The organism is Azospirillum formosense (assembly GCF_040500525.1).
Taxonomy (GTDB): domain Bacteria; phylum Pseudomonadota; class Alphaproteobacteria; order Azospirillales; family Azospirillaceae; genus Azospirillum; species Azospirillum formosense_A.
This window is the reverse complement of the sequence record NZ_CP159403.1, coordinates 1,683,844-1,707,124: the sequence shown is the minus strand read 5'-3', so window position 1 is coordinate 1,707,124 and position 23,281 is coordinate 1,683,844. Positions and strand designations below refer to the sequence as shown.

The 23,281-nt window shown below is 69.1% G+C and carries 15 protein-coding genes; 7 read left to right on the top strand and 8 right to left on the bottom strand.

Annotation, left to right across the window (positions count from 1 at the left end; genetic code table 11):
• Positions 1-1,115: 1,115 nt before the first annotated feature.
• The gene (locus ABVN73_RS20920) at positions 1,116-2,135 is read left to right on the top strand and encodes an AAA family ATPase (protein WP_353860140.1); all 1,020 of its coding nucleotides are present in this window, start codon (positions 1,116-1,118) and stop codon (positions 2,133-2,135) included.
• A complete protein-coding gene (locus ABVN73_RS20915; protein WP_353860139.1) occupies positions 2,125-3,006 on the top strand; it encodes a ParB/RepB/Spo0J family partition protein in 882 nt (293 codons plus the stop codon). The genes ABVN73_RS20920 and ABVN73_RS20915 overlap by 11 nt, the downstream gene beginning before the upstream one ends.
• A gap of 40 nt (positions 3,007-3,046) precedes the next feature.
• Here the strand turns inward: ABVN73_RS20915 and ABVN73_RS20910 are convergent, their stop codons facing one another.
• The 6 genes from ABVN73_RS20910 to ABVN73_RS20885 form a co-directional block, all read right to left on the bottom strand.
• Entirely contained in the window at positions 3,047-3,583 is a 537-nt protein-coding gene (locus ABVN73_RS20910; RefSeq protein ID WP_353860138.1) for a mismatch-specific DNA-glycosylase, read from the bottom strand.
• A gap of 118 nt (positions 3,584-3,701) precedes the next feature.
• Entirely contained in the window at positions 3,702-6,668 is a 2,967-nt protein-coding gene (locus ABVN73_RS20905) for a methyl-accepting chemotaxis protein (protein WP_353860137.1), read from the bottom strand.
• Between the two features lie 552 nt (positions 6,669-7,220).
• Positions 7,221-7,811: an ANTAR domain-containing protein gene (locus ABVN73_RS20900; RefSeq protein WP_353860136.1), complete on the bottom strand. Its 591-nt coding sequence runs from the start codon at positions 7,809-7,811 to the stop codon at positions 7,221-7,223.
• 32 nt (positions 7,812-7,843) lie between these two features.
• Positions 7,844-9,508 carry a nitrate ABC transporter ATP-binding protein gene (locus ABVN73_RS20895; RefSeq protein ID WP_353860135.1) on the bottom strand — a complete coding sequence of 555 codons (1,665 nt, stop codon included), beginning with the start codon at positions 9,506-9,508 and terminating at the stop codon, positions 7,844-7,846.
• 13 nt (positions 9,509-9,521) lie between these two features.
• Positions 9,522-10,613 (bottom strand): ABC transporter permease, encoded by a 1,092-nt coding sequence (locus ABVN73_RS20890; RefSeq protein ID WP_353860134.1) that lies wholly within the window; start codon positions 10,611-10,613, stop codon positions 9,522-9,524.
• A gap of 162 nt (positions 10,614-10,775) precedes the next feature.
• A complete protein-coding gene (locus ABVN73_RS20885) occupies positions 10,776-12,164 on the bottom strand; it encodes a CmpA/NrtA family ABC transporter substrate-binding protein (protein ID WP_353860133.1) in 1,389 nt (462 codons plus the stop codon).
• Between the two features lie 669 nt (positions 12,165-12,833).
• Between ABVN73_RS20885 and nirB the strand changes: the two genes are divergently transcribed.
• The 4 genes from nirB to cobA are packed head-to-tail and all read left to right on the top strand — an operon-like array spanning position 12,834 to position 19,432.
• On the top strand, positions 12,834-15,299 hold the full coding sequence (nirB, locus tag ABVN73_RS20880) for a nitrite reductase large subunit NirB (RefSeq protein WP_353860132.1): 2,466 nt from the start codon (positions 12,834-12,836) through the stop codon (positions 15,297-15,299).
• Between the two features lie 6 nt (positions 15,300-15,305).
• The gene (gene nirD, locus ABVN73_RS20875) at positions 15,306-15,662 is read left to right on the top strand and encodes a nitrite reductase small subunit NirD (RefSeq protein WP_145689153.1); all 357 of its coding nucleotides are present in this window, start codon (positions 15,306-15,308) and stop codon (positions 15,660-15,662) included.
• Positions 15,655-18,510 (top strand): molybdopterin-dependent oxidoreductase, encoded by a 2,856-nt coding sequence (locus tag ABVN73_RS20870; RefSeq protein WP_353860131.1) that lies wholly within the window; start codon positions 15,655-15,657, stop codon positions 18,508-18,510. The genes nirD and ABVN73_RS20870 overlap by 8 nt, the downstream gene beginning before the upstream one ends.
• A complete protein-coding gene (gene cobA / locus ABVN73_RS20865; protein WP_353860130.1) occupies positions 18,479-19,432 on the top strand; it encodes a uroporphyrinogen-III C-methyltransferase in 954 nt (317 codons plus the stop codon). The genes ABVN73_RS20870 and cobA overlap by 32 nt, the downstream gene beginning before the upstream one ends.
• Here the strand turns inward: cobA and ABVN73_RS20860 are convergent.
• Complete coding sequence (locus ABVN73_RS20860) at positions 19,355-20,134, bottom strand: NlpC/P60 family protein (protein WP_353860129.1); 780 nt, start codon at positions 20,132-20,134, stop codon at positions 19,355-19,357. The genes cobA and ABVN73_RS20860 overlap by 78 nt on opposite strands.
• Positions 20,135-20,587: 453 nt before the next feature.
• Between ABVN73_RS20860 and ABVN73_RS20855 the strand changes: the two genes are divergently transcribed.
• A complete protein-coding gene (locus ABVN73_RS20855; protein WP_353860128.1) occupies positions 20,588-20,887 on the top strand; it encodes a hypothetical protein in 300 nt (99 codons plus the stop codon).
• A 35-nt stretch (positions 20,888-20,922) separates the two neighbouring features.
• On the opposite strand, the gene ABVN73_RS20850 is transcribed toward ABVN73_RS20855, so the two are convergent.
• Positions 20,923-23,004: a YgiQ family radical SAM protein gene (locus ABVN73_RS20850; RefSeq protein WP_353860127.1), complete on the bottom strand. Its 2,082-nt coding sequence runs from the start codon at positions 23,002-23,004 to the stop codon at positions 20,923-20,925.
• Between the last annotated feature and the right edge of the window lie 277 nt (positions 23,005-23,281).

The following is a 23,281-nucleotide window of genomic DNA, read 5'->3' as shown; positions in this document are numbered from 1 at the left end:
GGGACCCCTCCGGCCTCGTTCGGTCACGTTCCTGTCATTTCAGAAAACACAAAATGTGGTGGCTGTGAAGCGCGTCCATCCCACGAATCGCTGAAGTTGCAACGGAAGCTGCAGATTCCGACTCAACTTCAGCGAAGCGGCCGTCCGCCCTCCCCAGCGGCCCGATCCCGGTCGCCCACCGCCACGGCCCACAGCCGCCCACCGCCGCCCACCGCCAAGCCAGCGTTTCAAAATCAGCGTCGCCGGAGGAGCGCCCGGCCTCGGAGGGCCGCTTGTCCACAGCCGGAGCGGCTTTTCCACGCTGAGTTGGAATCGCGGCGGGCGAAACGGGCCGGATCGGCTCGCTGACTCCGCAACGGCGGGGACGCCGAAGTCGCAACGGGGACTCGCTCATCCACGCTGAAGACGAGTCACGAAAGGCGGTTATCCACGCTGAACTCGCAACCATGTCCTATATGAGTCCCTATAGGATTCTCCGGTTAGACCGGTTGCGCGGGTGCTGGCGCGACCCCCTTCGCTGAAAACGCAACGTCGCAGGGGTCGGAGAATCGCCAACCGGGCATTCGAGGGTGATCCGGTCCCCGATCCTCCACCACGGCGAGCATCGGCGCGGATCGAAGCCTCCCGACCGAAACCGTCAACTGTCAACCGGCTCCGACGCTGAATTTGATACAAAGACGACTCGCGTCCGACGCTGAATTGGTAACATTCGACTCGGAAACCCAAGGCTTTCCAGGGCTTAGCCGACTCGTCGAGTCTCGCGCAGATCTTGCAACGCCCAGGGAAACCAGCGAATCGGAGACCGACGCTGAATTTGAAACAACAGAATCCAGGCGATTCAAGGCCCGAATCGAAACCACTCCCGCCGGCCAACGCTGAATTGGTAACGCTTTGGAAAATAGGCTTGACGGGGTCCCGGTCGATTCGCCTCCGGAACGGTTTTCCGCCGTGTGCGGCGGCCGGAAAAACTCCCGCTTTTCTATGACCATAGTCCCATACGACGTCGCATGACCCACGCTCTCCGCGCCATTTGACGCAATTTGGCGCGCTCCGGCTTGACCAGTTGCGTCACATTTTGCGAGAAAGGGCCACACACAGGGAAAGCCGGAGGCCCGATGAACGGGGAAGAACTGCGCGCCATCCGCGAACGGCGCGCCGAGGACCAGTTGAGCTTTGCCACGTGGCTCAACGGCGCACTGAACCGCCGCTACGACCGCTCCCGGATCAGCCGGTGGGAGAGCGGGGCGGAGCGCATCCCCCAGCAGGTCGCCGGGTTCCTGGCCGGCCAGGGCGGAATGGCTGCCGTTCCGCTGAACGCCGGCGTGCCGAAGATGCAGCGCGCCGTGGTGGCCGTGGCCAACCAGAAGGGCGGCGTCGGCAAGACGACGACGGCGGTCAACCTGTCCTACGCGCTGTCCACGCTGGGCCTGAAGGTGATGCTTCTCGACAGCGATCCCCAGGGCAACGCCACCGTCCATATGGGGCTCGACCCCGGCGAGATCGAAACCCAGCGCAAGGGCATCTATAATGTGGTGCGCGGCGGGGCGTCCTTCGACAGCATCCTCCAGCCGGTGTGCGGCGGCGCCGTCATGCTCGCCCCCTCCAGCATCGGGCTGGCCGCGGCGGAGACCGAGCTGGTGGCGGAGCCGGACAACTCCCTGGTCCTCAAGGAGAAGCTGGCGGAGGTGCGGAACCGTTACGACGTCATCGTGATCGACTGCCCGCCCAACCTCGGCCTTTTGACCATCAACGCGCTGGCGGCCAGCGATCTCGTGCTGATTCCCGTGCAGACGGAGGTGTTCGCCGGGCTCGGCGTGCCGCTGCTGCTGGAGACCATCGCCAAGATCCGCCGCCGCTCGAACCCGTCGCTGAACATCTTCGGCATCCTGCCGACCATGTTCTCGTCGCGCTTGACGCAAGATCAGGCCAGCCTGCGCGAGATTCAGGAGCATTACGAGGGGCGCACCCGCGTCCTGAACGCGGTGCCGCGCGCCACCCTGTTCGCCCAGGCGTCGGGCGCCGGCCGTCCGGCCATCGAGGCCGATCCGAATTCCAACAGCGTCCAGGCCTACGGCGAACTGGCGCGCGAACTGGCCGCCCACCTCCAGACTGCGGAAGACGCCCATGTCTCGTAAACTCGAACGGACCAGCACCCGCATTTTCGACAAGGCGGCGCAGCGCGGCGGGGACGCGCTGTTCGGGCTGTCCGCCGACTTCCCGCGGCTGATCGAGGTCGATCTCGACCGGGTGCACCCCAATCCGGACCAGCCGCGCCGCCATTTCGACGACCAGTCGCTGCAGGAGCTGGCCAACTCCATCGCCCGCCACGGGCTGAAGCAGCCGGTCCTCGTGCAGGATCTCGGCGATGGGGACTACCGGCTGATCGCCGGTGAGCGGCGCCTGCGCGCCTGCGGGCTGGCCGGGCGCCAGACCATCTTCGCCATCGTCACCGACGGCGACCCCGACGAGCTGGCGTTGATCGAGAACATCCAGCGCGTCGACCTCGACGCCATGGAACTGGCCCGCGCCTTCGCCCGGCTGATCGAGCGGCACGACTACACGCACGAGGCGCTGGGGCAGGTGATCGGGCGCAGCCAGGCGGAGGTGACGCGCACCCTGTCCCTCCTGCGTCTGCCCGCCGACATCGTCGCTGAATTTGAAACACGCCACCGCTCCGTCCCGAAAAGCATCCTGACGGAGATCGCCGCGGTGGACGATCCGGTCCTGCAGAGGAAGCTGTGGGACACCATCAAGGACGGCGGCACCGTCAAGGCGCTGCGCGAGGCCAAGCGCGCCCAGATGGGCGGCGGCGAGCCGGATTCCGGGGCGTCGGCGCGGGTTCAGCCGGCCCCGGCGGTGCGGTTCGTCTCCGCCGTCCAGCGCATCGCCAAGGACTTTTCCGCCGTCGACGCCGGCGAGCTGCGGGCGCACCGCAAGCAGCTCAGCGAGGCGCAATGGCAGGAGCTGCGCCGCCTCCACGCCCTTCTCGATGAGCTGCTGGCCTGACCGTCAGCAACGCTGAATTTGTAACGGACACCCGCTGACGTCAGCGGCGGGTGTCAACTTCAGCGTCGATGACCCGCCGGACCTCGCGGAACCAGCGCAGCTTTTCCGCGAAGGGCAGGCGGGCGAGCCCGCTGGGCGAGGGCAGCACGACGTCCACCGGACCACCGAACAGGCTGTCCGGCTGCACACCCCACTCCGCGCGGACGCGATCCGCGGCGGCGAGATAGACCCCCTTCCCCGTGTAGGCGATCACCCGCGGCCGGAACTCCGCGACCAGGGCGCGCAGCCGCGGCACGCCGCCGCGCAGCTCGGCCCGGCTGAGATCGGCGGCGCTCGGCGTCGCCCGCGCCACGAGGTTGGTGGAGCCCAGCCCGAAGTCCGGCAGCAGCCGGTCCTCCTCCGGACGCAGAAGGCGCGGCGTCAGGCCGGCCTCCGCCAGCAGTTTCCAGAACTGGTTGCCCGGCCCCGCGTAATTGTGGCCAAGCCGGCCGGAACGTGTTCCGGGGTTGAAGCCGACGAACAACGCGTCCAGGCCGGGGGCGATGATGTCGGGGATCGGGCCTTCGGAATCGGTCATGCTGCGTCAACAGTGGAAAGCGGCGTCCGGCAACGCTGAATTTGAAACGCTTCCACTCTGCCCGGTCACGACCGACGCCGTCAGCAAGAATTGCGCCTCGGGACGGCGTCGTGCCGAGTCACGCCTTGTAGGCGAGGCGCAGGCCGCCCCAGTGGCGCCCGCGCACGATGATCGGGGCGTCCACCTCCTTGAGGCGCACGATCTGCCCGCCGCCCATGTCGCGGTGGTAGGCCTGCAGCAGGAACGGCCGCGTGTTCCGCGCCGCGCTCAACCCGGCCCGGTCGGCGAAGATTCGCCGGTTGCGGCAGTTGGCCGTGTTCCAGACGGTGTCGCCCGGCCGCTGCGCCTGCGAGTAGCGGGTGTTGTGCGTTGGCAGATAGCCGATCGTGTTGACCGCGGCGCAGAACTGCACCCTCTGATCGAAGGCCAAAACCGGTTCCTGCACGGCCGGGAACAGCCGGTCGGTCAGCGCCAGGAAGGGGGCGGTGAACTGCTCCGGCTCGCTGCCGGGAATGGTGACCAGATCGGTGGAGAACAGATCCTCCTCACTGATCTCGCCGCGATTCACGCTGTTTTCGAACGCCCGCGACATCGCCTCCGCGGTCTCTTGCGCCTTTTCGATGAAACGCGCGTCATTGGCCACCAGCGCGTCGTAAAAGACTTCCAACCGCCCGGCCAGCGCCGAGTCTTGGCTTTCGAAGGCGAGGTGCAGACCGAGGTCGCTGGCGCCGGCGACGACGCAGGGCACCTCGCCGACGTTGTGAATCGACACACCGACGCGCCTCTGCTCGGGCAGGGTCGGCAGCGGCCCCGGATCGATCAGCATGCCGTTCAGAGACAGGTCGAGCATGGTGGTGGCATGCGGCGAGCCGGCGATGCTCACCGACACCGGGACATCGCACGGAATGCGGTCGGAGATGCGGCGGTCACCGGCCACCGACTGGCGCAGCGCAATGACCAGACGGCGTTTCAGGTCGGAGACGGCGGTGCGGGTGTCCGTCATGCGCCGGCTGACATCGGTGGCGGTGCCGTTGATCTCGTCCGCCTGATCGCGGATGCGCAGGACGCTGGACGACAGCCGGGAGGCGCCCTGGGCCGAACCGGCGGCGTTGCGCCCGATCTCGGCGTTGGCGGCGGCCTGCTCCTCGACCGCGGCGGCGGTGGCGGTGGCGGCCTCGTCGATCTCCTCGATCACGCGGATCACCATCTGGATGGAGGAGACGCTGCCTTCCACCGCCTGCTGCAATTGGGCGATCTGCCGGGCGATGTCGCCGGTGGCGCGCGCCGTCTGTCCGGCGAGCGACTTGACCTCGCCGGCCACCACGGCGAATCCCTTGCCGGCTTCACCCGCGCGGGCCGCCTCGATGGTGGCGTTCAGGGCCAGCAGGTTGGTCTGCCCGGCGATGTCGTTGATCAGCTTGGCGACCTTGCCGATTTCCTCGGTCGCCACCTCCATCCGGGTGATGGCCTCGGCGGAGTCGCGCGCGCGACGGACGGCGCGCTGGGCCACCTCGCTGGACCGCACCGCCTGGCGGGCGATCTCGCGGCCGGCGGCGGTCAACTCCTCCGTCGCGGCGGCGACGCCCGAGGCGTTGGTGCTCGCCTGCTCCGACGCGGTTGCCACGACGACCGTGTTCTCGCCCACCACGCTCAGCGCCGCCATCAGGTTGCCGATGCCGTCGTCGGCGCGCTGGGCGGCCTGCTCGACCCTGATCCAGGTGGCGTCGAGATCGCTTTCGATGGCCATGCAGGTTTCCAGAAGCGCGGACCGCGTGGCCGCCTTGCCGCGCTCCTCCATCTCCTGCCGTTCATGCAGGCCGTAGGCGACCTTGGCCTTCATGGCCCGCAATTCCGAACCGATCCGATGGAACTCCGCCACGCCGGAGAAGGGGACGGGCGTGATGAAGTCATTGCGCGCGATCCGCTCGAAGCTCTCCTCGAGAAGGCGCAGGGGGCGGCGCATGGCTCTCAACAGCAGCACGCCCATGGTGACCGCGGCGATCGTTCCGGCAACGATCATGAGCAGGATGTCGGTGACGTTCCGGTTCAGGGCGGACACGGCACCATCATACTCTTCCTTCGCGACGCGGATCTGGAGGGCGAGCAGTTCGCGGTTGACCTCGGCGGCGGCACGGAACGACGGGAGAAGCTTCGCGCCCAGATGAGACTCCAGCCGCAGGGCGTCTCCGGTTTTCGCCATCTCCAGGGCGGGCAGCAGAGCCTCGCGCACGAAAACGCCGCGCCGCTCCTGGAACCGGTCGGCCAACCGCTTCTCCTCTGGGGTCAGATAAGTCGCCAGATATTCCTTCCAGAGCGTGTCGACGCGTTCCTTGTTGGCGAGGATGCGGCGCATCCGTTCCTCGACCACCTTGGCGTCGCTGCCGTCGCGCGCGTCGATGACGAGCAGGGTGGTTTCCTGGATATCGTCGCGCATCAGGTCCAGGATGTCGCCGAGCTGAACCGCCGGCACCGTGCGGTCCTCGTAGACCGTCTTCAGGGCGGCGTTGGAACCCTCCATGCCGTACAGCCCGATGCCGCCCGCGAACGCGATGATGAGAACCAGCATCCCGACGAGCAGCGTCAGACGCCCGGCGATGCTGCGGGTCCTGTCCGCCAGCCGCGGCCCGAATCCCCGGCGAACCAGGGCGCCCTCGTGCAGTTCCAGCCGTGACGCCCGCTCCTCGCGGATGGCGGCGTAGGCGGCCTCGGTCTCGGCGATCTCTGCCCGGCTCGGCTTGGAGCGTATGGAGATGTAGCCGGTGACCTGTCCGTTCTCCACGACCGGGGTGACGTTGGCGCGGACCCAATAAAAGCCGCCGTCCTTCGTCCGGTTCTTCACCAGACCTTCCCAGGGCCGGCCGGACTTGATCGTGGCCCAGAGATTGGCGAAGGCCTCCTTGGGCATGTGGGGATGGCGGACGATGTTGTGGGGAGCGCCAATCAGCTCCTTTTCATCAAAGCCGCTGATCTCGACAAAGGCTTTGTTGACAAACGTGATCCGGCCGTTGGGGTCGGTGCGCGACACCAACGGCACCCCCTCCTGCAACTCGACCTCGGTGTTGGTAATCGGCTCGTTGATGCGCATGGACCACCTGCTTGGGACGTTTTCTCCATCTCCGCGCCATGCGACTTATCGGCATTCGAGCCACACAAGAACAACCAAGGGATAATGGTTGCCGTTGACCCTGCCGCGGAGATTTTGCCATTCCACGCAAATGATGTGCCAAAAAAGGAGTGCAGTGGCGGCTAGGCGATTCAAAGCGAGAACTGTTTCTCGCACAGGGATATGGAAACAGGTCTTGCATTCTGCATTTGCAACCACTTGTCCGTTCGCAAAATGGGAATTGCCGGGAGGTCCGCCGTGGCGGAGCACAGCCGCGTTGGGCCGTGCGGAATACGGTTCCTCGCGGTTGGTGTCGGCATGCGGCAGAGGGTTAGCCGAGGGGAGCCAAACGCTCCCGCCCCGGCTGTTCGCAGGAGCCGTCGAAAAGCGGGACGGCTTGTCGCGACCCGCAACCTCTGGCACTGTTGATGGGAACACGCCGTCACCGGATCGCTCGGGCGCGCTTCCTCCGGTCTAGGAAGTGAACATGGCGTTTTGTATCATCTCTTCGCCAAGGCTTTGATTTGGAATGCGTCACAGCTCGATCTGGGCCGCGGTGATGACGCTTTGCGCGATGTCGGCGACGCGGCGGCCCTGCTTCATGGCGGCCTTGCGCAGGGCGTTGTAAGCCGCCTCTTCGGTCAAAGACTTCTGTTGCATCAGGATCCCCTTCGCCCGCTCGATCAGCTTGCGGTCGGCGAGCTGCGTACGGGCCTCGTCGCGTTCGCGTTTCAGCGTTTCAAAAGCAGCGAATCGCGCCAGCGCGGTTTCCAGGATCGGCCGCACGCGGGCGGGATGCAGCCCGTCCAGGACGAAGGCGGCGACCCCGGCCTCCGCCGCCTGCACCGCGGCCCCTGGCGGCGCCTTGTCGGCGAACAGCACGACGGCGCAGGCTCCCGACCGGGCCAGCCGGAAGACGCCGTCCAACGCGGCGGGTGCCGGCGTTTCCAGCACGGCGACGACCGCGTCCGGGGCCAGCGCGGCGGCGCGGGCGGGCAGATCGGCGAAGCCATGGAGCACGGCGATCCGGTCGACGCCCCCCGCCCCGGCCAAGCCGTCCTCCACCGGACGCGTGGCGTCGGCGTCGGGGCCGGCCACCAGAATGGTCAGGGGTTTGTTCGCCATGGCCGCTCCGTCCTCCCCTTACGCCGCCCGCTTCACGCCGCTTTCGCCGTCCCGCGATGCCCGCCTTCCAGGAAGTTCAGCAGCTCCTCCCGGTAGGCGTAGTAGCGGGGATGCTCCAGCAGGGCCTGCCGGGTCCGGGGCTGGGGGATGTCCACCTCCAGGATGTGGCCGATGCGGGCGTTCGGCCCGTTGGACATCATCACCACACGGTCGGCCAGCAGGATTGCCTCGTCGACGTCGTGGGTCACGCAGATGGCGGTGACCTGGGTGCGCGCCCAGACCTCCATCAGCACCTCCTGAAGCTCCCAGCGGGTCAGGCTGTCCAGCATGCCGAAGGGCTCGTCGAGCAGCAGCAGCTTCGGCGACAGGGCGAAGGCCCGCGCGATGCCGACGCGCTGCTTCATGCCGTTGGACAGCTCCGCCGCCCTCTTGTGCATGGCGTCGCCCAGCCCGACGCGCGACAGGTAGTAGCGGGCGATGTCGTTGCGCTCGCCCCGGCCGGCCTGCGGGTAGACGCGGTCGACCCCCAGCATGACGTTCTCCAGGGCGGTCAGCCAGGGGAACAGGCTGGGCGCCTGGAAGACCACCGCGCGGTCGGGGCCGGCACCATCGACCTCCCGGCCATCCAGAACGATGCCGCCGCTGGAGACGTCGGCCAGCCCGGCGACCATCGACAGCACCGTGGATTTGCCGCAGCCCGAATGGCCGATCAGCGAGATAAACTCCCCCTTGCGCATCTTCAGGTCGAAGCCGTCGACCACGGTCAGCGGCCCCTTCGGCGTGGCGAAGGTCTTGGTGACCCGGCTGAACTCCACATAGCGGTCGTCGGACAGGCCGCCGCTCCGCCCGGCCTGATAGGATTTCGGCGGCGGCGCGGCGGTGACCGGCGTCGCCTTCGGCGGGGGCAGGCTCTCGTCCACCGCGGCGGCGGCGCGGCTGGCCCCGGCCTCCATCAGCCACGCCGTGACCTCGGCGCGCAGGCGCTTGAAGGCCGGGTCGTGGTTCACGGCGGTGCGGTCGCGCGGGCGCGGCAGGTCCACCGCGAAGGCCGGGCCGAGCGTCGCCCCCGGACCGGTCGTCAGCGGGATGATGCGGTCGGCCAGCAGGATCGCCTCGTCCACGTCGTTGGTGATGAGGACGACGGTCTTGCGGTCCTTGCGCCAGATCGCCTCGATCTCGTCCTGCAGTTTGGCGCGGGTCAGCGCGTCCAGCGCCGACAGCGGCTCGTCGAGCAGCAGCATCTCCGGGCTCATGGCCAGCGCGCGGGCGAAGCCGACGCGCTGGCGCATGCCGCCCGACAGCTCCCTGGGGCGGCGGTCGGTGGCGTGGCCCAGCCCCACCGTCTCCACCGCCCGGCGGGTGAGCACGCCGCGCTCCGGCGACGGCTTGCCCTTGTGCACGGCGTCCACGGCCAGCGCCACGTTGTCCTTCACACTCAGCCAGGGCATCAGCGAGTAGTTCTGGAACACGACGCCGCGTTCCGCTCCCGGCCCGCGCACCGGCTCGCCGCGGAACAGCACCTCGCCCGCGTCGGGGGCGGCCAGCCCGCCCATCAGGTTGACCAGCGTGGTCTTGCCGGCGCCGGAGAAGCCGACGATGGCGACGAACTCGCCCTCCGCGATGGACAGGTCGATTCCGCGCAGCACCTCGGTCCCGCCATAGGACTTCGCGACGGTCTTCAGCTCAAGGATGGCCATGCTCGGGGACTCCTCAGCGGGTGCCGGTGTGGGAAACGGCGGCCTGGAAGGCCAGCATGACGCGGTCGAGCAGGAAGCCGATCAGGCCGATGGTGAAGACCGCCACCATGATGCGGGCGAGCGAGGAGGAGGAGCCGTTCTGGAACTCGTCCCACACGAACTTGCCGAGGCCGGGGTTCTGGGCCAGCATCTCCGCCGCGATCAGCACCATCCAGCCCACGCCCAGCGACAGCCGCAGGCCGGTGAAGATGTAGGGCAGCGCCGATGGCAGCACGAGCCGGCGGACCATCGTTGGGCCGGAGAGCTGAAGCACCTTGCCGACGTTCATCAGGTCCTTGTCGATGGAGGACACGCCGACCGCCGTGTTGATCAGCGTCGGCCACAGCGAGCAGAGCGTGACCGTGATGGCGGAGGTCAGGAAGGACTTCTCGAAGGTCGGGTTGTCGCTCGACACCGTGGCGCTGACCACCATGGTGACCAGCGGCAGCCAGGCCAGCGGCGACACCGGCTTGAAGATCTGGATCAGCGGGTTCATCGCCGCGTTGACCGTGCGCGACAGGCCACAGGCCACCCCCAGCGGCACCGCCACCAGCGCGCCGAGCAGGAAGCCGGTGAAGACCGTCTTCAGGCTGGTGACGATCTGGTCGAGATAGGTCGGCTTGCCGGCGTAGGCGCGGTTCTTCACCTCGGCGCTCGGGTCCTTGGCCAGCAGCTCGGCGTTGCGCTTGGCCTGCCGGTCGTAGAAGGCGGCCTCCTTGGCGCGCTCCGCCTTGTGGTCGGCGTGGAGGACGCCGACCTGCTCCCACACCTGGGCGGGGCCGGGGATGGCGCCCAGGCTGGTGTTCACCTGCGGGGCCAGCCACGCCCAGGCGGCGAGGAACAGCATCAGGGCGGTCAGCGGGACGCCCATCTGCTGCCACAGCTCCCGCCCCTGCTGGCGCGGGCTGTCCCCGGCGGCCATGCGCAGCAGCCGGCTGAGCCAGCCGAGCCCGACGATCTGCAGGGTGGCGGCGGCGCGGTTCAGGCCGTGGGCGAGGCGGGCCTTGCGCCGGGCGCGCATCGCCTCGGCGGCGGAGAGGGTGGAGGCTTCGGTCACGCTGGTCATGGGGTGATCTTTCTGTTTGGCGCGGGGCGCCGCGGCCCCCTCCCTAACCCTCCCCCGCCTTCGGCGAGGGAGGGGACTTGTCTCCCTCTCCCGCAAAGCGGGGGAGGGCCGGGGAAGGGGCCCGTCGCAGCCTCTGCGCGGGTCATCCGAGGAAAGAAGCGCTCAACCGCCGACCAGCTGGCCGCCCTGCAGCGCCTGCCCGCCCTTCAGGCCGATGGGCAGCTTGGTCAGGTACTCGTTGGGCTTGCGGCCGTCGTAGGCGATGCCGTCGATGAAACCCTCGTCCAGCGGCTTGTAGCCGTCGCTGGCCCAGGGGAAATCGGCCTCCTTGGCCTTGCCCTCCTCCACCAGCAGCCGCGCGGCCTTCAGGTAGATCTCCGGCTTGTAGACCTTGCGGGCGGTCTCGTCGTACCAGGAGTCCGGCTTGGCCTCGGCGATCTGGCCCCAGCGGCGCATCTGCGTCAGGTACCAGACGGCGTCGGAATAGAAGGGATAGGTGGCGTTGTAGCGGAAGAAGACGTTGAAGTCGGGAACCGCCCGCTTGTCGCCCTTCTCATACTCGAAGGTGCCGGTCATCGAGTTGGCGATGACCTTGGCGTCGGCCCCCACATACTCCGACTTCGCCAGGATCTTCACCGCCTCGGCGCGGTTGGCGTTGCCGTTCTCGTCCAGCCACATGGCGGCGCGGATCAGCGCCTTGACCAGCGCCAGATGGGTCTTGGGGTTCTTGGCGGCCCAGCCCTCGGTGACGCCGAAGACCTTCTCCGGGTTGTTCTTCCAGATTTCGGTGTCGGTGATGACCGGCACGCCGATGCCCTTCATCACCGCCTGCTGATTCCACGGCTCGCCGACGCTGTAGCCGAAGATGGTCCCGGCCTCCAGGGTTGCCGGCATCTGCGGCGGCGGGGTGACCGACAGCAGGGCGTCGGCCTGGATCTGGCCCGACACGTCGTTGGGCGCGTAGTAGCCGGGATTGATGCCGCCGGCGGCCAGCCAGTAGCGAAGCTCGTAATTGTGGGTGGAGACGGGGAAGACCATGCCCATGGTGAAGGGCTTGCCCTCCGCCCGGTACTGGGCGATGACCGGCTTCAGCGCGTCGGCCTTGATCGGGTGCAGCGGCTTGCCGTCCGGCCCCTTGGGCAGGTTGGGCTTCATCCGGTCCCACACCTCGTTGGACAGGGTGATGCCGTTGCCATTGAGGTCCATCGAGAAGGCGGTCACCACGTTGGCCTGGGTGCCGAAACCGATGGTGGCGCCCAGCGGCTGGCCGGCCAGCATGTGGGCGCCGTCCAGCTCCCCGGAGATGACGCGGTCGAGCAGCACCTTCCAGTTGGCCTGCGGCTCCAGCGTCACCGACAGGCCCTCGTCCTCGAAGAAGCCCCTCTCCGCGGCGATGGCGAGCGGGGCCATGTCGGTGAGTTTGATGAAGCCCAGTTTGAGCTGGTCCTTCTCCACGTCGAGCGGAGCGGCTTGGGCGGACCCGAGCGTCAGCGCCAGCGTGGCGGCGGCGGACAGCAGGGCGGTGCGGGGGGAGGCGGGCAGTCGGATCACGTCTCGGATCAAGTCTCGGGTCACGTCGGTCGCTCCATCTCTCGTTCCGGAACCCCGCGGCACGCCCGACCTCGATCCAACGCCCCACCGGCGACGCGCCGTTGAGGGCTCTCCAGCCATGAAGGGCTGTCGAACCGGGTCAGCGACGGTGCCGAGGGGCCCAACCTTGGGCGTATGGGATGGACGCACCGCCGTTGGCGCGTCCCGCCGTCCCTCTCGCAAGGACCATGCCAAAGGCTGAGTAGGCCGCCAAACAGGGCCGAAAGTCTTTGTTTCTGCGGCTTTGACGCGAATTGCCTATTGTTTGTGCTAGTACCTTGGTGGTGGCGCATTGCACAATTTGTCGGCTTTCGGACCGCTTTTTGGTCGAAGCGGGACAAAAGCGCGTGTTCTGGTCCCAACATTCCCGTCATGCGTCGACGGTGGCGGGGCCGCGAAAACGGCGGAAATCCGCCATTCTGGTCCCTTTCTCATACCTTAGTGCCGGTGTTGGCACGCGGCTTGCCAGAAGGACGGGCAGATCAGGGCCAGGGCAACGGCGCCATGGCCGGTTCGACGGCGAACCACCCGGACAACGGCGTCCGAAACCCTGGGAATCCCGCGGGAGGCCCCAGGGCTTCGGGCGCCTTTTTCTTTTTGGCCTCGCGGCCTCGCAAGAGGGCACACAGCATGAGCACGCACACCAATCCACCGACTCCGCGCGAACGGCTGGTCGTCGTCGGCAACGGCATGGCCGGCATCCGCATGCTGGAGGAGCTGCTGGCCAAGGCGCCGGACCGCTACGACATCACCGTCTTCGGCGCCGAACCGCACCCCAACTACAACCGCATCATGCTCTCCCCCGTGCTGGCCGGGGAGAAGACCTTCGACCAGATCGTGCTGAACGGGCGCGACTGGTACGCGGCCAACGGAATCAAGCTGTTGACCGGCGACCGGGTGGAGGTGATCGACCGTGCGAACCGCAGCGTCACGGCGATGTCCGGCCTGACCGTGCCCTACGACCGGCTGCTGATCGCCACCGGTTCCACCCCCGTCATCATCCCGGTCCCCGGCTCCACCCTGCCCGGCGTCGTCGGCTTCCGCGACCTCGCCGATGTCGACACGATGCTGGAGGCGGCGGCCAAGGGCGGGCGCGCCGTGGTCATCGGCGGCGGCCTGCTCGGGCTGGAGGCCGCCAACGGCCTGAAGATCAAGGGCATGGACGTCACGGTCCTGCACCTGATGGACACGCTGATGGAACGGCAGCTCGACCGCTCCGCCGGGGCGCTGCTGCGGCACGAGCTGGAGCGCCGCGGCATCACCGTGCTGACCGGCGCCGACACTGCTGAAATCGTAGGCAACGAGAAAGTTTCCGCGGTTCGCCTGAAAAACGGGCAGGAGCTTCCCGCCGATCTGGTGGTCATGGCGGTGGGCATCCGCCCGAACACGACGCTGGGCAAGGCGGCGGGGCTGGCCTGCGGGCGCGGCATCCAGGTGGACGACGCCATGACCACCTCCGACCCGGCGATCCTGTCGGTCGGCGAGTGTGTGGAGCATCGCGGCCAGACCTACGGCCTCGTCGCCCCGCTGTTCGAGATGGCCAAGGTCGCCGCCGCCCGGCTGGCCGGCGGTACGGAGGCCGCCTACACCGGCTCCGTCACCTCGACCAAGCTGAAGGTGACGGGGGTGGACGTCTTCTCGGCCGGCGACTTCACCGGTGGCAAGGACTGCGAGGACATCGTGTTCCGCGACGCCGCCCGCGGCGTCTACAAGCGCGTGGTGGTCAAGGAGAACCGCATCCTGGGCGCCGTGCTCTACGGCGACACCAAGGACGGCGGCTGGTACTTCCAGATGCTGAAGGACGGGACCGAGGTGGCGCCGGTCCGCGACACCCTCATTTTTGGGCAAGGATTCGGAGGCGAGGGCGCGGCAAACCCTAAGGCCGCCGTTGCGGCGCTCCCCGACAGTGCGGAGATCTGCGGCTGCAACGGCGTGTGCAAGGGCACCATCGTCACGGCGATCACCGAGAAGGGCCTGTCCAGCCTGGACGAGGTGCGGGCTCATACCAAAGCCTCGGCCTCCTGCGGAAGCTGCACCGGTCAGGTGGAGCAGCTCCTCGCCCTGACGCTCGGCGATGGTTACACCGGCGAGGCGAAGGCCAAGCCGATGTGCAAGTGCACCGACCGCACCCACGACGAGGTGCGCCGGGCCATCACCGCGCTGGACCTGAAGTCCATCCCCGACGTGATGCAGCGGCTGGAATGGCGCACGCCCGACGGCTGCCATCATTGCCGCCCGGCGCTGAACTATTACCTGCTCTGCGAATGGCCGGGCGACTACAAGGACGACAGCCGCTCCCGCTACATCAACGAGCGCGTCCACGCCAACATCCAGAAGGACGGCACCTACTCCGTCGTTCCGCGCATGTGGGGCGGGCTGACCAGCGCCAAGGAACTGCGCGCCATCGCCGACGTGGTGGACAAGTTCGCCATCCCCACGGTGAAGGTGACGGGCGGCCAGCGCATCGACCTGTTCGGCGTGAAGAAGGAGGATCTGCCCGCGGTGTGGGCGGACCTGAACGCCGCCGGCATGGTCTCCGGCCACGCCTACGCCAAGGGGCTGCGCACGGTGAAGACCTGCGTCGGCTCGGAATGGTGCCGCTTCGGCACGCAGGACAGCACCGGCCTGGGCGTCAAGCTGGAGCGGATGACCTGGGGCACCTGGACCCCACACAAGGTGAAGCTGGCCGTCTCCGGCTGCCCGCGCAATTGCGCGGAGGCCACCATCAAGGACCTCGGCATCGTCTGCGTGGACAGCGGCTACGAGCTGCATGTCGGCGGCAACGGCGGCATGCATGTCCGGGCCTGCGACCTGCTGGTGAAGGTGGAGACCGAGGCGGAGGTGCTGGAATACACCGGCGCCTACATGCAGCTCTACCGCGAGGAGGCCCGCTATCTGGAGCGCACCGCCCCGTGGCTGGAGCGCGTCGGGCTGGACCACGTCAAGCGCCGGCTGGTCGATGATGCCGAAGGCCGCGCGGCGCTCAACGCCCGCTTCCTCTTCTCACAGAGCTTTTCGCAGGACGATCCCTGGGCCGAGCGGGCCAACGGGTCGGTGGACCGTCACGAATTCGCGCCGCTCGCTCAGGTGGGGTAACGAGACATGGATCAGAGCATTTCCTGGATCACCGTCGGCTCGGTCGAGGACATTCCCCGCCAGGGGTCCCGCGTGGTGCGGACCGGCTTCGGCGACATCGCCCTGTTCCGCACCGTGACGGACGAGGTCTACGCGCTGGAGGACCGCTGCCCGCACGCCGGCGGCCCGCTGTCGCAGGGCATCGTCCACGGCGCGCGTGTGACCTGCCCGCTGCACAGCTGGGTGATCGACCTCGCCAGCGGCGAGGCGGTCGGGCCGGACGAGGGCTGCGCCGGCCATTGCCCGGTGCGGGTGGTGGACGGCGCGGTGCAGCTCGGGCTGGCCGCCTTCCGTCCGGGACGCGGAGGGTGCGGCCATGGGTGACGCCGACAGACCCTCTCCCGCCCCGGGAGAGGGAGGGACCCACGCGTCAGCGTGGGAGGGTGAGGGGGCTGCCGAGGATCAGCGCCTTGATCCTCGCACGCCCCTCACCCGCTCTCGGCGGACCGAAGGTCCGCCTGCCGCGTCAGCGCTGGCTTTCAGCCAGCGCGAGAGCCCGCTGCGCGGGCACCCTCTTCCGAGGCGGGAGAGGGATGTTGTCCGCACCACCTGCCCCTACTGTGGCGTCGGCTGCGGCGTTCTGGCCTCCGTTTTCGCCGACGGCACCGTCACCGTCTCCGGCGACCCCGACCACCCGGCCAACCGGGGGAAGCTTTGCTCCAAGGGCACCAACCTGCCCGACACGCTGGGCCTCGGCGAGCGGCTGCTGCATCCGGACGTGGACGGGCGGCGCGTCGCCTGGGAGGAGGCCATCGCCGCCGTCGCGACGCGCCTGTCCGACACCATTGCCAAACACGGGCCGGACTCGGTGGCCTTCTACGTCTCCGGCCAGTTGCTGACGGAGGACTATTACGCCGTCAACAAGCTGGCGAAAGGCTTCCTCGGCACGGCCAACATCGACACCAACTCGCGCCTCTGCATGGCCTCCAGCGTGGCGGGCCACAAGCGCGGCTTCGGCGCCGACGCGGTGCCGGTGACCTACGAGGACATCGACGAGGCCGATCTGGTCGTTCTGGTCGGTTCCAACCTCGCCTGGTGCCACCCGATCCTGAACCAGCGGCTGCTGGCGGCCAAGCACACGCGCGGCACCCGCATCGTCGTTATCGACCCGCGCCGCACCGCCGCGGTGGACGGGGCCGACCGGCACCTGCCCATCCGTCCCGGCACCGACGCCCTGCTGTTCAACGGGTTGCTCGTCCATCTCGCCGACAACGGCCTGATCGACGCCCGTTTCGTCGCGGAGCGCACCGCCGGACTGGCGAAAACGCTGGAGGCGGCGCGCGCCGACGCGCCCTCCCCCGCCCATGTCGCCGCCCGCTGCGGTCTGCCGCCGGCCGAGATCGAGGCCTTCTACGCTGAAGTCGCAACGGTCCGCCGCACCGTCACTGTTTACTCGCAGGGGGTGAACCAGTCCTCGCAGGGGACGGACACGGTCAACGCCATCCTGAACGTCCATTTCCTGACCGGGCGGGTCGGCGCGCCGGGCATGGGGCCCTTCTCCGTCACCGGCCAGCCCAACGCCATGGGCGGGCGCGAGGTCGGCGGGCTCGCCAACCAGCTCGCCGCCCATATGGGATTCGAGCCGGAGTCGGTGGACCGGCTGCGCCGCTTCTGGAACGCGCCGCGGGTGGCGGACAAGCCCGGCCTGAAGGCGGTGGACCTGTTCCACGCGGTGGAGCAGGGCACGGTCCGCGCCGTCTGGATCATGGCGACCAACCCGGCGGTCAGCATGCCCGACGCCGCCCGCGTCCGCCGCGCGCTGGCGCGGTGCGAGACGGTCATCGTCTCCGACTGCATCGCCGACACCGACACGGCGCGGCTGGCCCACATCCGCCTGCCCGCCGCGGGCTGGAGCGAGAAGGACGGCACCGTCACCAACTCCGACCGGACCATCTCCCGCCAGCGGGCCTTCCGTCCCCTGGCGGGCGAGGCGCGGCCCGACTGGTGGATCGTCACCCAGGTCGCCCGCGCGATGGGTTATGCCGCCGCCTTCCCCTACGAGACGCCCGCCGACCTGTTCCGCGAGCACGCCGCCCTGTCCGCCTTCGAGAACGACGGTACGCGCGCCTTCGACATCGGGGGCCTCGCCGGGCTGTCCGACGCTGAATTTGAAACGCTTGCTCCCGCCCCCTGGCCGCGCCGTGTCGGCGACAGTCCGACGCGCCGCCTCTACACCGACGGGCGCTTCTTCACCGACGACGGGCGGGCGCGCTTCGTCCCGGTCATGTCCCGTCCCCTGCCCCGCTCTCGGGGGCCGGGCTCGCTGATGTTGAACACCGGCCGCCTGCGCGACCAGTGGCACACCATGACGCGCACCGGCCTGTCGCCGCGCCTCTCGTCCCACGCGCCGGAACCCTGCCTGGACCTTCACCCGCAGGACGCAGCGGCGCGCGGCCTGGCGGACGGCGCCCTGGTCCGCATCACGTCTTCCATCGGCACGGCGCTGGCCCGCCTGCGCGTGACCGAGGCGCAGCGGGCGGGCGAAGCCTTCCTGCCCATGCATTGGACCGACCGCTTCACCGGCTCCTGCGTCGTCGGGCGGCTGGTGGACGACGAGGCCGTGGACCCGCTGTCGGGCCAGCCCGACCTGAAGCGGATGCCGGTGACGGTCACACCCTACCCCGCCGCCTGGACCGGCTTCCTGATCGCCCGTGAGCCGGTGGAGCCCGCCCATGGCGGCTACTGGTCCCGCCGCGCCGTCGCTGGCGGCCACCTGATCGAGCTGGCCGGCGAGGGCGCCCTGCCCGCTCCGGAGACGCTGGAGTTCGGTTTCGCCGGGGCGACCGTCGATTACAGCGACGCGGCCCGCGGCGTGCTGCGCCGCGCCTGGGTGACCCACGACCGGCTGGAGGCCTGCCTGTTCCTGTCCACGGCCGGCGGTTTGCCGAGCCGCGCTTGGCTGGTCGACCTGCTGTCGGCGGAGGCGCTGGACGGTCCCGCCCGCCGCGCCCTGCTCTCCGGCCGGTCGCCGGTTCCCATGGCCGACGAGGGACGGACGGTCTGTTCCTGCTTCGGCGTCGGCGTCAACCGCCTGATCGCCACCATCCAAAGCCAAGGCCTGACCACGGTCCAGGAGGTCGGAGCGGCCCTGCGGGCCGGGACCAACTGCGGCTCCTGCCTTCCCGAACTCAAGGAGATCCTTGCCGATGCCCAGCGCAGCCATGTGGCTTGACGGTCTTGTCTCCCGGTCCGGAGGCAAGCGTTTCAACTTCATCGTCGCTCTGCGCGCCGCGCTGGGCTCCGCGCTGCGTCCGCGCACGACCCGCCGCATCGCCCGCGCCATCCCGGAGGCGGGCACGCGGATTCCGCACGTCACTCTGGTCGGCGCCGGGCCGGGGGACCCCGACCTGCTGACCGTCGCGGCGGCGCGGGCCATCGCTCAGGCCGAAGTGATCCTCTACGATCATCTCGTCGGGCCGGGCATCCTCGCCCTGGCACAGCCGGGGGCGGAGCTGATCTGCGTCGGCAAGCGGTCGGGCCGGCATTCCCACTCGCAGGAGGCCATCAACACGCTGATCGCGGCGCAGGCCCGCACGGGGCGGCGCACCGTCCGGCTGAAGGGCGGCGATCCGATGATCTTCGGCCGCGCTGGCGAGGAGATCGAGCATCTGGAGCGTGTCGGAGTCAGCGTGTCGGTGGTCCCCGGCATCACCGCGGCGCTCGGCTGCGCGTCCAGCGCCGGGCTGTCGCTGACCAAGCGCGGCGTGTCGCGCGCCGTCACCTTCGTCACCGCCCACGCCCGCGAGGGCGACGCGACCGAGCCGGACTGGGCGCGGCTGGCCGACCCCAAGGGCACGCTGGCGGTCTACATGGGCCGCGAGGCTGCCCGCCGCGTCGGGCGCGGCCTGACCGAAGGCGGGCTCTCTCCAGACACGCCGGTGCTGGCGGTTGAGAACGGCTGCCGCCCCGACGAGCGCCATTACCGGACGACGCTGGGCGCCATGGCCGAGCGGGGCGTGGCGTCGGGCGACGGCCCAACGCTGCTTTTGATTGGCTGGGCGCTGGAGGCCCGGGCGTTAGAGGAGCGGGCGGCGCACGCCGGTGATGCCCTCAGCGCGGACGGCCACGTCGGCCAGGGGTTCGGTCACGACTGACATGGTGAAGACGGTGGCGTGCAGCAGCGTGGCGCCGTCCAGCATGATCCCGACATGGCCGGGAAAGAACACGATGTCGCTGCGGCGGTAGTCCACGCCCTGCCCGTTCGTTGAGACCATCGGCCCCAGCCGGTCGTCGTTGCGCTGCATGCCGCTGCTGTGGTGGGTGGTGATCCCCGCCGCGCGCAGCGCGACCTGGACGAGGCCGGAGCAGTCGATGCCGAAGGCGCTCCGCCCGCCCCAGACATAGGGCGTCTCCAAGAAGCGCAGAGCCGTTTCCACTGGAACGCGGTCCAGCGGCACGGCCACCGGCTCCAGCAGCTTGCCGAAGGTCCACAGCCCGTTGTCGAGCCGGACCCAGCCGCTATCCACCTGCTCCGCCACGGTCACGAGGCTGCCGAAGCTCAGCGCCGCCACCGGCACCGCCTTGTGGGTGGGCGCCGGGTGCAGGTTCGCCACGCGCCCGGACACGCGGTGGGTCGGGGCGACCGGCTCCGTCAGGTCCGTGCCGGGGAGCAGCCAGCCGACATGGCCGTCGGTGCGGTTTTCCACCTTCACCCAGTCGCCATCCCGGTCGAGCGGCGTACATGTTTCACCGAACAGCATCTCGCTGGTTTGCGGGACGCCGTGCCTGGGCTGTTCCAGAAGAACGGCCTGCGGGGCGGCGAGGCGTCGGATCGGGGGCGTCTGTGCATCGGTCATGCCGGTCACGCTAGAGCCCGCCCCGCCGGAATGCAAGCCAGAGGACCGTTCCGGACACTCCTCCAGGAGATGGGTATTTGCTATGGATTTGATGCTTTTCGACAGGAGAGTGCGATGGGCAACCGTGTGAGGCTTCCGGGGCTCGCGGCGGCGACCGGGGCGTGTCTGCTGGCCGGCGCGGCCATTGCCCAGACAGCCCCCCCGGCGGCGACCGGAGGACCCCTGCGGCTCGTGCCGAACTCCGCCGTCTCTCCGGCGCCCTCTCCAACGGCGGAGCAGCCCCCTGCCCCGCCGGTCCCCGTTCCACCGCAGCCGTCCCCGGCGGCCACGGTGGGCCGGCCGGGTCAGCCCGCGGCCAACCCTGCGTCCATCCCGCAGCCCGCCGCGAGCGCTGACCCGGCCCAAACCCATCCGCCCACGCCGCGCCCCCAGCCGACCGACGGGGTCGCGGCGGTGCGCGCCTTCTACGATGCCTTGGGGCAGGCGGACGCCGCGCGGGCGAACACCTACGTCGTTCCCGAAAAGCGGGGAAGCGGCGCCTACGACATCGCGTCCATGAACCGCTTCTACGGCAACATGAGCGTTCCCGTCCGCCTGCTGGCCGCGGAGCCCGTCGGCCGGGACGCCGTGCGCGTGCGCTATCATTACGTCTATGTGAACGGCCGCAGCTGCGACGGCGCCGCCGAGGTTGCGCTGGCCGAGCGCGACGGGCTCGCCCTGATCGAACGGATCAAGGCCCTCAATGGCTGCTAACCCTCTTCCCTCCGGGGAGAGGGTTAGGGTGAGAGCTACCTTGGCCGCCCCGCCGGCTTGCCGCCCTTGACCGGGGCCCGGCGGCCCTTGCCCGCCTGCTGGGTGTAGAAGGTCTTGCCCGGTTTCGGCTTCTCCGCCTTGCCCACGCCGCCCGTCGTCTGCCAGGCCGGAACGAGCTGGTGCTCGCCCGGCCCGATCAGGTCGCTGCGGCCCATGGCCTTCAGCGCGTCGCGCAGCACCGGCCAGTTCTCCGGGTCGTGGTAGCGCAGGAAGGCCTTGTGCAGGCGGCGCTGCTTCAGCCCCTTGGCCGAGAACACCGTCTCCGAGCCCTCGCGGCGGATCGGGCGCAGCGGGTTGCGGTCGCTGTGGTACATCGCCGTGGCGAGCGCCATGGGGGATGGCAGGTACGTCTGCACCTGATCGGCCTTGAAGCCGTTCCGCTTCAGCCACAGGGCGAGGTTCATCATGTCCTCGTCCGTGGTGCCGGGGTGGGCGGCGATGAAGTAGGGGATCAGGTAGAGCTTCTTCCCCGCCGCCTTGGCCGCCTTCTCGAACATCTCCTTGAAGCGGTCGTAGGTGCCGATGCCCGGCTTCATCATCTTGGACAGCGGGCCGGGCTCGGTGTGCTCGGGCGCGATCTTCAGGTAGCCGCCGACATGGTGGGTCACCAGCTCCTTCACATACTCCGGGCTGCGGACGGCGAGGTCGTAGCGCAGGCCCGAGGCGATGTTGATCTTCTTCACGCCGGGGATGGCGCGCGCCTTGCGGTAGAGCTGGATCAGGTCGCTGTGGTCGGTGTTCAGGTTCTTGCAGATGTCCGGGAAGACGCAGGACGGGCGGCGGCAGACCTTCTCGATCTCCGGGTCCTTGCAGGCCATGCGGTACATGTTGGCGGTCGGCCCGCCCATGTCGGAGATGACGCCGGTGAAGCCCTTCACCTTGTCGCGGATCTCCTCGATCTCCTTGAGGATCGAGCCCTCCGAGCGGCTCTGGATGATGCGCCCCTCATGCTCGGTGATGGAGCAGAAGGAACAGCCGCCGAAGCAGCCGCGCATGATGTTCACCGAGAAGCGGATCATCTCCCAGGCCGGGATGCGCGCGTCGCCGTAGGCCGGGTGGGGCGCGCGGGCGTAGGGCAGGCCGTAGACACCGTCCATCTCCGCCGTGGTCAGCGGGATCGGGGGCGTGGTCAGCCAGACCTCGCGGTCGCCGTGCCGCTGCACCAGCGCGCGGGCGTTGCCGGGGTTGCTCTCCTGGTGCAGAACGCGCGAGGCGTGGGCGTAGAGCGCCTTGTCGGCGCTGACCTGCTCGAAGGAGGGCAGGCGGACCACGATGCGGTCGGCCCCGGCGGCGCGCGGGGCGGCGGGGGTCAGCTCGTCGATGCTGCTGCTGTCGATGACGGTCCAGCCGTCCGGCACGCGGCTGCGGACGATGGACGTGCCGCGGACGTCGTCGATCTCCCGCGCCTTCTCCCCGGCGGCGATGCGGTGGGCGACGTCGATGATCGCGCGCTCGGCGTTGCCGTAGCACAGGATGTCCGCCTTGGAATCCACCAGGATGGAGCGGCGCACCTTCTCGCTCCAATGGTCGTACTGGGCGATGCGGCGCAGCGACGCCTCGATGCCGCCGAGCACGATGGGCACGTCCTTGTAGGCCTCGCGGCAGCGCTGGCTGTAGACGATCACCGCACGGTCGGGCCGCTTGCCGCCCTCGTCGTTGGGGGTGTAGCTGTCGTTGTGGCGCAGGCGGCGGTCCGAGGTGTAGTGGTTCACCATCGAGTCCATGTTGCCGCCGGTGACCCCGAAAAACAGGTTCGGCTTGCCCAGCGCCTTGAACGGCTCCGCGCTGTTCCAGTCCGGTTGGGCGATGATGCCGACGCGGAAGCCTTGAGCCTCCAGCAGCCGCCCGATGATCGCCATGCCGAAGCTGGGGTGGTCCACATAGGCGTCGCCCGTCACCACCACGATGTCGCAGGAATCCCAGCCCAGCCGGTCCATCTCCGCCCGCGTCATCGGCAGGAAGGGCGCCGGGCGCCGGGCCTCCGTCCGGTGCCGGGGAAGGGAGAAGATGTCCCGCGCCGCCGGAACGGCGACGGTGGGCGTGGCTTCGTTGAGCATGACGCTCTCCGTTCGGGCCGCCGGTGCGCAGACGCGCGGCCGGGGCGGGGTGCTTGATGGTCGGGTGCCGGTTTCATACCGGTCTTGTCCGGCATGGTCCACCGCGCGAGTCCCTACGGAAGTGCCGCGGCGCGGTCAAGGATTGCCTGACCGTCCGGGTCAACTTTATACGCGATTATGACGCCGTGATGTGTGCAGCGGGGGCGTCCACGGCAAGGGGGCTTCCGCAACAGGTCTCCCGGCACCCTGTTGGGAGGGACGGAAACGCAAGCCTTCC